This window comes from Chryseobacterium hilariae (genome assembly GCF_051400735.1).
Lineage (GTDB): Bacteria > Bacteroidota > Bacteroidia > Flavobacteriales > Weeksellaceae > Chryseobacterium.
Genome location: NZ_JBLFFJ010000001.1, coordinates 1,222,909 through 1,236,065, shown reverse-complemented (window position 1 = coordinate 1,236,065; position 13,157 = coordinate 1,222,909). Strand labels below are relative to the sequence as shown.

The following is a 13,157-nucleotide window of genomic DNA, read 5'->3' as shown; positions in this document are numbered from 1 at the left end:
GAATAAGTAAACTTGCATTAGTGATAATGTAAATTGTGTTAAATGAAGTTTCAATCAAAAAAAATAGTATTTTTGTTTAAAATACTATAAAATGTTAAATAGGAGGATTGGAAATTTATTTTTGGCGTTATTTTTTGCATTCATCGGCAGTTTGGTTTTTGCTCAAAACACAGACAGAGCATCGATACCTGCAAAAAAAGCTAGTGCCGCCTCTATGAAAGCAGGTGTTTTTATAGATGTAAATACACCCAATTATCCAGAGTCCAGTTACAGCATTACACAGCTGGTAAAAGACGTATTGATTTCCGGAGGAGCGTGTTCCACATCCAATGTAAGCAATGTCAATGTTTCTCCCAATCTATCAATAAACGATCCTGGCCGAAGCTGGGGATTTTTTAATAAAGCAACCACAGCTTTTCCTTTTGCAAAAGGAATTATTCTTACAACTGGCTACGCTGCAAAAGCAGGTAACAGTTATCAGGGAGTTTTAAGTGACGGCCTGAATACTTTTGGAGATACAGACCTGGCTACGGCTTTGGGAATCAATAATGGTGAACTGAGAGATGCTACCTACATAGAATTTGATTTTGTACCAGCTTCTACAGAGGTTACATTCAGATACCTGTTTGCTTCCAAAGAATATACTCCCGCCTACCAGTTTGCATGTACCAAATCAGACGGATTTGCTTTACTGTTAAAGAAATCCACAGATCCTACCTATACAAATCTGGCAGTACTTCCCAATGGAGCAGGCCCCGTGAGTGTAACTAACATACATCCTGCAATTTCCGGGAGTTCTGGCTGTGGCCCTATAAACGAACAGTATTTCGCAGGGATCAATAACCCTATTGTTGAAACTAACTTTGATGGACGTACCGTTCCTTTGACCGCAAAAGCTACTGTAATTCCCGGCCAGACCTATCACTTCAAAATGGTCTTGGCAGATTTTAGTGACAGGAGCTATGACTCAGCTGTATTTCTGGAAGCAGGATCATTCGATATTGGGGTTAAAATTCTAGATCCTGCCGGAGTGCAGCTTCCTGATACAGTCTATATGTGCGATAATGCACCTCAGACATTTACGGCTTCTGTTCAGGTTCCTAACGTTACTTATCAGTGGTTCTTAAATAATATTCCTATTCCCGGTCAAACCGGAGCTAGTTATACTGCTACGCAACCAGGTGTATACAGTGTTCAGGTATTCATCCAGGGAAACACATGCCCGGGAACGGGAACCATTACAGTAGTTGGAGGAACTTCCCCTACCGTACAGAATGCGACTCTGACAGCCTGTTACGCTGCTGGAAATGCAACCTTTAATTTACCTTCTGCAGACGCTTCTATAAGTACAACCCCTGGTGCAACATTTACATACTACTTAAACCAGGCAGATGCGCTTGCCGGAAATGCAAATACCATTCCCAGCCCTGCAACCTATTCCAGCCCTGGAGGACAAACAGTATATGTTCGCGTTAAAAATGGCTTCTGCTTCAAAGTAGCTGAATTGCAGCTGGTAAAAGCGCCTCAGATGACTGCATCAATTTTACCGCCTGCGGTATTAACCTGTGCCAGCTCGCAGACCACTTTAGATGCTTCAGCTTCTGTTTATCCTGCGGGATCTACTTTTAACTGGACTACAACTGGAGGAAATATCGTTTCCGGAGGAAATACATTAACTCCGGTTATCAATGCCCCGGGAACTTATACTTTAACAATATCAAAAACTTATCAGCCGGGACCTGTTACCTGTACTGCTGTTGCCAATGTTACAGTTACAGGAGACAGTGCTCCACCTGTCACAGGGCTTACAGCAAGCAAAATACAGATATGTAGTGGTGAATCGGTAACTTTAACAGCTTCAGGAGGTGCCACCTATAACTGGACGGGACTTCCAGGGACAGGTAATACCCAGACAGTATCACCTACTGCAACTACCACGTACACTGTAACTGCTGTAGGAGCTAATGGATGTGTGTCGCAAAACCCGGCAACGATTACTATTGAAGTTTCGCAGCCCATCACTGTACAGAACGCTATATTGCATAAATGCTACGCTCCGGGACTTACCTATGACCTGACAACTGCTCAGAGCCAAATCACTTCTGCAGGGGCAGGTGTTACTTTTACCTATTATATCAATCAGGCTGATGCTCTTGCGGGAAATGCTAATTTTATTGCAACACCTACAACCTATTCGCCACCGGGAAATCAGACAATATATGTATTGGTGAAAAACGGAGGATGCCATTATGTGGTTTCCCTTCAATTGCTGAGAACAGCAGAAACAACACTTACGATAGCAGCACCTCAGGAAATAACCTGTACTACGCCTCAGACTACATTAAATGCTTCAGCATCTGTAGTACCTGCAGGATCTACGATTGCTTGGACAGCAACCGGAGGTGGAAATATAGTGTCAGGGGCCAATACGCTTAATCCTGTAGTCAATGCAGGTGGAACCTATACACTTACAGTTACCAATGTATCCCAGCCGGGAAATCTAAACTGTACTTATACAGCAACGGTTACTGTAACACAAAATACAACATTACCAACAGCTACTCTTGTATCGTCCCAGCCTAGAATATGTTTGGGAGAATCGGTAACATTGACTGCTTCAGGAGGTGTAACTTATAACTGGACGGGACTTCCCGGAAACGGAAATACTCAGGTCGTTTCGCCAACTGCTACTACGGTATATGAAGTATTTGCGGTATCAGCTAACGGATGTGTTTCTGCAACTCCGGCAACAGTTACTGTGATAGTTGGACCGCCAACAGCAGGCATATCTGCATCCAAATCAAAAATATGTGTTGGAGAGTCCGTTACCCTTACGGCTACCGGAGGAATTACCTATAATTGGGTAGGTCTTCCCGGAAACGGAAGTACTCAGGTGGTTTCGCCAACAATTACTACAGAATATTCAGTTTATGCATTGGGAGGTAATGGCTGCAGCTCTGTACTGCCTGCTAAAGTAACCATCGAAGTGGTGCCGGCTATTGTATCTACATTAGAGGATGTATATGTGTGTGCGGGAGATACAGGCGTTCTAGATGCCGGGGCTGGTACTAACTATACTTATTTATGGAGTACAGGCGCAACAACCCAAACTATATCTACGAATGTTCCCGGAACTTATACCGTTACCATCAGTAATGGAGTGTGTTCTAAAACTTTCACTGGAAAATTATTAAATCCAGATCTCCCTCAGTTTACGAATATAGTATATGATAATCATGTGCTTACCCTTACGGCAAGCAATCCTACGGGAGGTGAATTGGAATATTCAATAGACGGAGGCGTGGTATGGCAGTCGTCCAATATATTCTATAATGTCTTAAATAATACAAATTACCATGTGATGGTAAGGGTAAAGGATGCAAATTGTAGTACCTCATTAGATTACTTCACATTTGTAATCAGTAATGCCATAACGCCTAATATGGATGGAATAAATGACACAATAGATTTCTCAGGAATTAGGGGATATAATAATTTTGCGGCATCAGTTTTTGACCGGTATGGTGCAGAGCTTTTCAAGGCCACCAAAACCGATGCTGTCTGGACAGGCTCTTTAAAAGGAATGAATCTGCCTACAGGTACTTACTGGTATAAAGTACAGTGGGAAAATCCTGCCAGTAAAAAACTGGAACAGCGATCAGGCTGGATATTGCTAAAAAATAGAAACTAATAGATAAACCTTCCATATTTGGAAGGTTTGTTTTTTTTATGTTAAAAAATTTATAAAAAATATAGGATATATTTAGAAATAAATTAAATTTGTTGAAACAAAAGTATTATGCGAAGAAATCTACTATTCCTTTTATTTTTCTTAGTCGTTTCGACATTTTTATATTCACAAGCAGACGGACCCCGAAAACCTCCTAAAGAAAAGCCTGCAGGATCAATGACTCAAAAAGCAGGTAATTTTATTGATGTAAACACTCCCGGATATGCAGAATCGAACTATTCCATTACGCAGCTCGTAAAAGATGTTCTGATCTCTTCAGGAACAAATACTTGTGTAACACCTACTGTAACCAATGTTAAAATTACACCCAACCATGCTGTGACAGATGCTGACAGATCCTGGGGATATTTTCATAAAGGAACTACTAATTTTCCTTTCAAAGACGGGATTGTACTTTCTACGGGAAAAGCCAGACGGGCAGGAAATGTAGCTGAAACAAACCTGAGTGACAATAATGGGGGTGGTACAGATTCAGACCTTGCACAGGCTATTGGATCTACCGGAACACTGACTGATGGTGTTCTTTTGGAATTTGATTTTGTCCCTACCACATCGCAGATTAAATTTAATTATATTTTGGCTTCGGAGGAATACTCCGGCTCCTTCCCATGTCAGTATGCAGACGCTTTTGCTATTTTGCTTAGACCTACATCAGGAGGACCTTATCAGAATATGGCAGTGCTTCCGGGCGGTGCCGGTCCTGTAAGTATTACCAATATTCACCCGTTAATTCCTGGAGGTGGCGGCTGTGCTGCGGTTAATGAAATGTATTTTGGAGGATATAATACGGCCAATATTGAAACAAATTTTGAAGGAAGAACAGTTCCTCTTACCGCAACCGCGACTGTAGTGGCAGGGCAGGAATATCATTTTAAAATGGTCGTTGCCGATTATGCACCGGGAAGCTTTGAAGATCATGGCTGGGATTCTGCTGTATTTCTGGAAGGAGGATCATTTAATATCGGTGTAGAGCTTCTGGACCCCAGCGGTGCTACATTGCCTTCCGAAATCAATGTCTGTGATAATGCACCACAGGTGATCACAGCGTCAGTAAGTGACCCAAACTTATTATACCAATGGTACCTAAACGGAGCTCCGGTAACAGGTGCTACTACCAATACGATTACGGCTGTACAACCCGGAATATACACTATTGAAGTAAGTGTTCCCGGAAATCCTTGTCCGGGTAAAGCAACCATAGAAATTCATGGCGGAACCACTCCGCAGGCACAGGATGCTACTCTTTTACTGTGTTCTACGCCGGATATTACCACTTTTGACCTGACGAATGCTATGCCGTCAATAAGCCCGACACAGGGAGCTGTATTCAGATTCTATGTAAATCAGGCTGATGCTGTAGCTCAGAACGCGAACTATATTCAGAATGTTTTAAATTATAACGGTACAGACGGGCAGATTCTTTACGTAGTAGTGTCAAACGGAGGCTTCTGCAGCAGGATGATAGAATTAACTTTACAAAAGGAAACTACACCTAAGGCCGGGATAAAATCTTCCAGAATTAAAATATGTCCGGGAGAAGCAGTAACCCTGACGGCTGAAGGAGGTGTAACGTATCAGTGGGTTAATTTCCCGGGTACAGGCAATACACAAACCGTAACTTTGCATCAGACGACAACATTCTCTGTTTATGCAGTCGGAACGAAAGGATGCCGTTCTTTAAATCCTGCTACCATAACAGTAGAGGTTACACCGGAGATCACTTCACCTTTAAAAGATGTGGAAATGTGTTTAGGTGACCGTATTACTTTAGATGCAGGTGCAGGACCTAATTATAAGTACTTATGGAGCACGGGAGCTACAACACAAACCATTACTACAGACAGTTGGGGTGTTTATACGGTAGAAGTGGATAACGGATTCTGTAAAAAGGTCTTCACCGCAAAAGTAGGAGGTGCAGCTACACCTTTCGTGACTGCAGTGAATTATGAAAGTGCTAAAAAAACAGTGACAATTATTGCCGAGAATCCTATGATGAATAATACTCCAAGTACTTTAGAATATTCTATCGACAATGGAATTACCTGGCAGGAATCTAATGTTTTCACAAGCCTTTTAGATAATACGAATTATACAGTATTGGTGAGAAGAGTGGGAACCCATTGCGTGGGAACCTTTGATTTCTATACCCTGCAGATCAATAATATCATTACACCTAATGATGATGGTGTAAATGATGTTCTGGACCTTACAGCACTGGTTGGATTTAAAAATTTCACAGGATCTGTTTTTGACAGATATGGAGTGGAAATGTTCAGATTCTCTAAAGAAAAACCTATATGGGACGGAACAGTGGGTGGAAAAAAACTTTCTACGGCAACTTACTGGTATAAATTTAATTTCGAATATCCCAAGTCTAAAATTCAAATGAACTGGTCCGGATGGATCATGCTTAAGAATCGAGAATAAGATACAGAAATCATACATAGAAAAGCCTTTCAAGTTCACTTGAAAGGCTTTTTATTTTTTTGAAATAAAAACAACTACTTATTGATTTTGTTTCCAGAGATTGGCGAAGCCTATAAAATCCAGAACGCTGAGCTCTTCCGCTCTCTTGTCCAAAAATTCGTGGGTCTTTAAAGCTTCAGGAATATTCAATATTTTCAATGAGTTTGAAAGCTTTTTTCTTCTCTGGTTAAATCCTGCTTTTACAATCTGCTTAAAAAGAACCTCGTTTCCGGCCAGACCTTCTTTTGGATTTCTTGTCAGTCGGATGACTCCTGATTTTACTTTCGGAGGCGGATTAAACACATTTTCATGAACGGTGAACAGATATGAAACATCATAATAAGCCTGGATCAGGACAGAAAGAATACCGTAATCTTTAGTTCTGGGTACTGCGGCCGTTCTTTCTGCAACTTCTTTCTGGAACATTCCTACCATTTCAGGTATTTGCTGATAATAATCAACGATCTTAAAAAGAATCTGTGAAGAAATATTATAAGGAAAATTACCAATAATGGCAAGTTGCTCTCCATTGATAAAATGGAAGTCCTGTTTCAGGAAATCTCCTACAAAAGTATTTTCTGTGATCTTTGAATAATTCTTTTTCAGATATTCAATAGATTCGGTATCTATCTCTGCCAGATAGATAGTCTGTTCTTTTTCAAACAGATATTTGGTAAGGACGCCCATTCCGGGACCTACTTCCATGACATTTTTATAGTCTTCAAAACTAAGACCTTCCACGATTTTTCTCGCGATATTTTCATCTGTCAGAAAGTGCTGTCCAAGATGTTTTTTTGCTTTTACACTCAAAGTTTTTTATGATTTTATTAACAATGATTTTCTTTAATTCGTCCCAAATTTCGGAAGATTTTTTCTAATTTAGCCAAAAATTTTAATATTAATGGCTAAATCTGTAGATGAGTTTAATAAGAAAAGGCTTCGGTCAAGCAATATTACAGTCGTAATAAGTATCGCATTAGTGTTATTTTTGTTAGGATTAATGGGGCTTATTTTAATCAATGCTCAAAAGTATTCTGACTATATTAAAGAGCAGCTGGTAGTGAATGCTTATTTTGATGAGAACTATGATGCGAAAGATTCTGTAAAGATTGCAAAACTAGAGGAAGAAACTTTTAAAAAGGTACAGACCTTAGCTCCTGTAAAAAAAGCAACTTATATCTCCCGGGACATGGCGGCTAAAGAAGCCAAAAAAACAATGGGAATAGACAGCGATGCACTTTTTGAGGAAAATATTTTCCCTTCCTCTATCGAAGTGGCATTAAAGCCCGAATATGTGGATCCAGCAAAAATTGACGGGGCAATTAAAGTGATCAAAGCCGTTCCGGGTATTGTAGATGTTAAAAATGACAGTACTTTAATGGTGGACGTTTACAATAACCTCAGCAGAATTCTGAAGTGGATTCTGGGATTCTCTATTCTGTTTCTGGTTTTGGCAGTAGTGCTGATCAACAATTCGATCAGACTCAAAATATTCTCCAAAAGATTTATCATTAAAACCATGCAGCTCGTTGGGGCAAAAAGAAGATTCATCCTTAAGCCGTTTATCATCGAAGCCATTGTTTTGGGGGCTATCGGATCTGTAATCGGTCTTCTGGCGCTGGGAGGAGTCTGGTATTATTTTACGAGCCAGATTGGTTCAGCTTTCGTACAGGATAACAACCAGTACTTCTGGCTGATTGTATTAGTGCTTGGTGTAGGAATTTTTATTTCTGTTTTAAGTACCATTTTCGCTACATGGAGATTCTTAAAATCAAACGTTGACGATCTATATTACTCTTAATAATGAGCAAAAAAACAAATAAATTTGCCGCTTCAGAGTTTGGCAAGGAAACCGAAGTACCGCAGGAAAATACCTTTTACTTCGGGCAGCAGAACTTCAAGTGGATGCTGATAGGGCTGGCTTTTATCGTAGTAGGTTTTCTGCTGATGATGGGGCCGGATGCCAATACGGTAGATGGGAAATTTGATCCCAACTCATGGAATGACGGTATTTTTTCCATCCGCAGGATCAGAATTGCGCCACTGTTTATAGTAATAGGCTTTGGAATAGAAGTTTATGCTATTTTAAAAAGAAAATAAATCAATACATTCTTTATTTAGAGATTAAAGGGTTAAGGAATTTAGAAGAACTTTCTACATTTCAGAATCTTTTAATCTTTAAATTTTTTATATACACAAAATATGGATTTAATTAAAGCAATCATTATTGCTATTATTGAAGGGCTTACAGAGTATCTTCCTATTTCTTCTACGGCACACATGGGATTTGCAGCGAACCTTTTGGGTCTGCAGGATGATGAGTTTCTGAAAATGTTTCAGGTGTCTATTCAGTTCGGTGCTATTTTATCGGTTGTAGTGGCGTACTGGAAAAAATTCTTTGATCTGAAAAATCTCCAGTTTTATTATAAGCTTGCTTTTGCCGTTGTACCTGCATTGGTTCTGGGGTATTTATTTGATGATAAAATTGAAGCTGTCCTTGGAAACCAGATCGCTATTTCTTCAGTGCTCGTATTGGGAGGTGTGGTTCTGCTTTTCGCAGACAAATGGTTCAAGAATCCTAAAATTGATGATGAAAAGGGGATTACTATAAGAAAAGCCATCACGATAGGCTTCTGGCAGTGCCTTGCGATGATGCCGGGAACCAGCCGCAGTGCAGCTTCTATTATTGGAGGAATGTCACAGGGGCTGACCAGAAAGGCTGCTGCAGAATTTTCTTTCTTCCTGGCTGTTCCAACAATGCTGGCAGTAACAGTATATTCTGTTTTCCTGAAAACATGGGGAAAAGAAACCGGAAATCCTCAGAAAGGATATGAAATGATCATGGCATCTCAGGATCACATTATGATCTTCGTAGTAGGAAATATTGTAGCATTTATTGTGGCGTTGATCGCCATTAAAGCATTCATCGGAGTATTGAACAAATATGGTTTCAAGCCTTGGGGCTGGTACCGTATCTTTGTAGGAATTGCTTTGTTGATCTATTTCTATTTCTTTAAATAAGGCCCATGAAAACTAATATTTTAAAAATATTGGCTTTTTCCGGCCTGATCGTGTCCTGTGCTCCGGCACATACGCTGTTTGTAAAAAATAATACAGGAGAAAGAATAGAATTTTTCGTTGAGCTCAAAGAAAAAAATATTGCTGAAGATCTATTGATCTGTAAGGAGCTTGTCCCGGACGAAAAACTGGACCACAAACCTTTTATGGAATATTCCAAAGAAGGAAAATGTTACCGCCAAAAAATTACATCTGTTAGCAAAACCAGCTATAAATTTAATTTACCTGAAAATTATACAGTAAATATTGCTCCCAATAATTCAGTGTACCCTTTTCAGAATATATATTATTTCATTGGTGATAAAAAATGTTTTGTGAATGTGGAAAATGGACCTGATTGCAAACAAAGGGTCAATAAGTTGCCAAGCCTAGTAAGTATCACCGAAATTTTAGAATAATGACAGCTGAAGAACTGCAATCAGGATATGTATTTTTATTGGACAAACCTTTGGATTGGACCTCTTTCCAGGCGGTCAATAAGATGAAGTATAAACTCAAAAGAGAGTTTAATCTTCCCAAGAAATTTAAAATAGGCCATGCCGGAACTTTAGATCCGAGAGCAACAGGCCTGCTTATTGTCTGCTGCGGAAAATTTACAAAGAAAATTCCCGAGATTCAGGACGCTCCCAAAGAATACTGGACAGAGATCAAAATAGGAGTTCAGACCGAATCCTATGATACAGAAAAGCCTGAAATTCTTCATCAGGATATTGCTCACATTACAGAACAGCAAGTCAAAGAAGCTCTTGAAAAATTCGTTGGGGAAATAGAGCAGAAACCTCCGGTATACTCAGCCATAAAAATTGACGGACAGAGAGCTTATAATTTAGCTAGAGCAGGAGAAGAAGTTGAAATGAAATCCAGGAAAACGACAATCTTCTATCTCAATGATATTAAAATTGATTTTCCTTTGGTCAGCTTTACGGTAGGATGCTCAAAAGGTACCTATATCAGAAGTCTGGCTCACGATATCGGACAGGAACTTGGAGTGGGAGCTTACCTTACACAGCTTAGACGCACCAAGATCGGTGAGTATACGATTGAAAATGCAACAGCTGATTTCTTAGAGAATGAATATAAATTCGAAAACTTATGATAAAAAATTTCCTCTTGCTTTTAGGGTTGTTATTTTCCGTTACCTACTTCTCTCAGGAAACGGAGACTAAAAAAGCCAAAATGGATTTTTACTTCAACCCATCACTCAATATCAGCTATAATCTACAAAACAAAGATAATCAGTTTACGGATTCGCAGTATATTGAACCCAAACAGATTGGGAAAATAACATATGGAATAACAGCAATAGGAGGTTACAATTTTCTTACTAACTTTGCACTCGGAACCGGACTTAAATACAGCTTTATAGAAGATAATTACCATCTGGTATACTGGATGATTCAACCGAAGATCATATTCAGTCCGGGTGACCGTCCTTTTTATATTGATTTAAATTACGGAAAGCAGCTTAACCATTCAGCGATTTCTGATTCCGAATTTTGGGGAGCAAGGCTGGGAATCATGGTTTCCTATTCAAAAAGGCTGAGCCAGGAAGGTGGGATTACTTTTGAAGGATATCAGCTGAATGGTAAATCTAACGGCTTTTTTATTGGATTGAGCTATGGGGTTACTATTTTCAGCAATAAAAATTATACAGGTTACGGAGAAGACTAATGGAAAAAACGCGCATCAATAAGTATTTATCGGAAGTTGGCTTTTGTTCACGAAGAGCTGCAGATAAACTCTTGGAAGAAGGAAGGATAACAATTAACGGAAAGGTCCCGGAAATGGGAACCAAAGTTTCTGATGAAGATCTTGTGGAAGTAGATGGAAAACCGATCCGTGAGCCGCAGGATAAGCCTATTTACATCGCTTTTAACAAACCTGTGGGGATTGTGTGCACTACAGATACCAAACGCGAGAAAAACAATATTGTTGACTATATCAATCACCCGAAAAGAATTTTCCCGATCGGAAGACTGGATAAGCCCAGTGAAGGCCTAATTCTTTTGACCAGTGACGGCGATATCGTAAACAAAATTCTAAGAGCAAGAAATAACCACGAAAAAGAATATATCGTGCGTGTAGACAAACCGATTTCGCCCAAATTTCTTGAAAAAATGAGAAACGGAGTCCCAATTCTTGACACAGTCACTAAAAAGTGCGAAGTGGAAAGGATCGATGACATGACTTTCCGGATTATCCTTACGCAAGGACTTAACAGGCAGATTAGGAGAATGTGCGAATTCCTAGGGTATGAAGTGAAAAAACTAAAACGCATCCGCATCATGAACATCAAACTGGATCTGCCGGTGGGAAAATGGCGTGATCTTACGGAAGATGAATTTAATACGCTCAACAACCTCCTTTCTGATTCAATCAAAACAATCGATTAAGATTATATATTAAAATAAACAAGTATAAGCAGGAAATATTTTCCTGCTTACTTTTTATATCTGTTATTTTGTTAAACAAATCAGAACTTCTGTCTCCGACTAATCTATCTGAAGAAGAGGAATAGAAAAAATACTTAAAATGTTGCTGTTTAATAATATTCACACATTGGTGTAATATTTTTAGTTTGTTAGTGAAAATATATTATATTTATAATAATAACTATCAAAACTAAAAACCATGAAATTAAAATTGAATTTATTCTCTCTTATTATTTTAATAACATTTTCTAATTGTCAAAATGATAACCATAATTCGGATCTTCCGCACGATTCTTCTTTTTATATTGACTATAGAAGCTTGAAAGGATTACCAGATGGAATAGCTGTCATTGAGCTTGATCCTGAAGCACCAAATTTTGGACATATTAGCAGCAAACTTGAATTAGGCATTGGTGTCCTGCCTCATCATCTTTATTATAATCAGAGTGCAAACAAATTATTTACCACTGCTTTAGGAGGGAGTTATCTCTACCAGATAAAAACGGAAAAAGACAAAAACGGACAGCCGAAACTAGTTAATGCAACACCTATTGATACAGGTGAGAATACGGTAGGAGAAAATTTGTTTTTTACCAATGATGGAAGATATTTTATGACTTTTATGGGAGGGGCAGGAGGACCAAAAGATGGTAGTATAGGTGTTTTTAACGCAAATAACAACCAGCTTATCAAAACTATTAAAGCGCCGATTCAAACCAATCCAAATCAATTTATCATGTACCCGCATGGTATTTCTGTTAATGAGGAAAAAGGAATAATGATGGTCACCTCAACCATTCACCCGGATCTTAAGACTGGAATGGGAAATACTTGTACTTTATTAGATCTAAATACCTATGAATTAAAAGAGACCTATCTGGTAGCAGACTCACAAACGGATATGTCCAGTCCTGTCGAGGTTCTGTTGCTGCGTGGAAAATTTCCACAATATGCTCTTGCAACGACAATGCTGGGTGGCGATATCTGGATTGCTCCATACAATGCTACCACCAAGAAGTATGATGCTTTTAGTAAAATATTTGAAGGAAGCACACAAGGATTAGGCTGGGCACTTGAAATGTATATCGATGATAACAGCAGGCTTTATGTAAGTTTTGCAGATCCCGGAAAAGTTTTGGTCTTTGATATAAGTAATCTTCCTCAATTAAAGCTTTTAAAAACCCTTACCGCAGATAAAGGAGCGCATCATATGGTTTTCTTTAAAACCAAAAAAGGAAAAGAAGTTGTAGCAGTACAAAATAACCTGTTGGATATTCCTAACTTAAATTCCGGCACCATCAGTGTCATAGAAATCGAGACGGGGAAAACATTAGGTACCGTCGATTTACAAACCAAATATGGAATACTACCTGAATCAATTGAAGGAACCAATGGTCCCAGCAGCTACATGCATCACTAAAACTTAAAAG

At 39.1% G+C, this 13,157-nt stretch carries 11 protein-coding genes; 10 read left to right on the top strand and 1 reads right to left on the bottom strand.

Annotation, left to right across the window (positions count from 1 at the left end):
* The first annotated feature begins 91 nt into the window (after positions 1 to 91).
* Entirely contained in the window at positions 92 to 3,691 is a 3,600-nt protein-coding gene (locus ACMGDK_RS05690) for a choice-of-anchor L domain-containing protein (protein ID WP_436807038.1), read from the top strand.
* 108 nt (positions 3,692 to 3,799) lie between these two features.
* Positions 3,800 to 6,178: a choice-of-anchor L domain-containing protein gene (locus ACMGDK_RS05685; RefSeq protein ID WP_436807037.1), complete on the top strand. Its 2,379-nt coding sequence runs from the start codon at positions 3,800 to 3,802 to the stop codon at positions 6,176 to 6,178.
* A 78-nt stretch (positions 6,179 to 6,256) separates the two neighbouring features.
* Here ACMGDK_RS05685 and rsmA read toward each other — a convergent pair whose 3' ends face one another.
* Positions 6,257 to 7,027 (bottom strand): 16S rRNA (adenine(1518)-N(6)/adenine(1519)-N(6))-dimethyltransferase RsmA, encoded by a 771-nt coding sequence (gene rsmA, locus ACMGDK_RS05680; RefSeq protein WP_111960365.1) that lies wholly within the window; start codon positions 7,025 to 7,027, stop codon positions 6,257 to 6,259.
* Positions 7,028 to 7,118: 91 nt separating this feature from the next.
* On the opposite strand from rsmA, the gene ACMGDK_RS05675 reads away from it, so the two are divergent.
* The 8 genes from ACMGDK_RS05675 (at position 7,119) to ACMGDK_RS05640 (ending at position 13,147) form a co-directional block, all read left to right on the top strand.
* The gene (locus ACMGDK_RS05675; protein WP_436807036.1) at positions 7,119 to 8,018 is read left to right on the top strand and encodes a cell division protein FtsX; all 900 of its coding nucleotides are present in this window, start codon (positions 7,119 to 7,121) and stop codon (positions 8,016 to 8,018) included.
* A gap of 2 nt (positions 8,019 to 8,020) precedes the next feature.
* Positions 8,021 to 8,317 (top strand): DUF3098 domain-containing protein, encoded by a 297-nt coding sequence (locus ACMGDK_RS05670; RefSeq protein ID WP_436807035.1) that lies wholly within the window; start codon positions 8,021 to 8,023, stop codon positions 8,315 to 8,317.
* Between the two features lie 102 nt (positions 8,318 to 8,419).
* Positions 8,420 to 9,238, top strand: a complete 819-nt coding sequence (locus ACMGDK_RS05665; RefSeq protein ID WP_436807034.1) for an undecaprenyl-diphosphate phosphatase — start codon at positions 8,420 to 8,422, stop codon at positions 9,236 to 9,238.
* 5 nt (positions 9,239 to 9,243) lie between these two features.
* The gene (locus ACMGDK_RS05660) at positions 9,244 to 9,693 is read left to right on the top strand and encodes a hypothetical protein (RefSeq protein WP_436807033.1); all 450 of its coding nucleotides are present in this window, start codon (positions 9,244 to 9,246) and stop codon (positions 9,691 to 9,693) included.
* The gene (gene truB, locus ACMGDK_RS05655; RefSeq protein WP_436807032.1) at positions 9,693 to 10,391 is read left to right on the top strand and encodes a tRNA pseudouridine(55) synthase TruB; all 699 of its coding nucleotides are present in this window, start codon (positions 9,693 to 9,695) and stop codon (positions 10,389 to 10,391) included. Before ACMGDK_RS05660 ends, truB begins: the two co-directional genes overlap by 1 nt.
* Positions 10,388 to 10,966, top strand: a complete 579-nt coding sequence (locus ACMGDK_RS05650) for a hypothetical protein (RefSeq protein ID WP_436807031.1) — start codon at positions 10,388 to 10,390, stop codon at positions 10,964 to 10,966. Before truB ends, ACMGDK_RS05650 begins: the two co-directional genes overlap by 4 nt.
* Positions 10,966 to 11,688: a 23S rRNA pseudouridine(2604) synthase RluF gene (gene rluF, locus ACMGDK_RS05645; RefSeq protein ID WP_436807030.1), complete on the top strand. Its 723-nt coding sequence runs from the start codon at positions 10,966 to 10,968 to the stop codon at positions 11,686 to 11,688. Before ACMGDK_RS05650 ends, rluF begins: the two co-directional genes overlap by 1 nt.
* 238 nt (positions 11,689 to 11,926) lie before the next feature.
* Positions 11,927 to 13,147, top strand: coding sequence for a YncE family protein (locus tag ACMGDK_RS05640; protein ID WP_436807029.1), 1,221 nt, complete (start codon positions 11,927 to 11,929; stop codon positions 13,145 to 13,147).
* Positions 13,148 to 13,157: the final 10 nt, after the last annotated feature.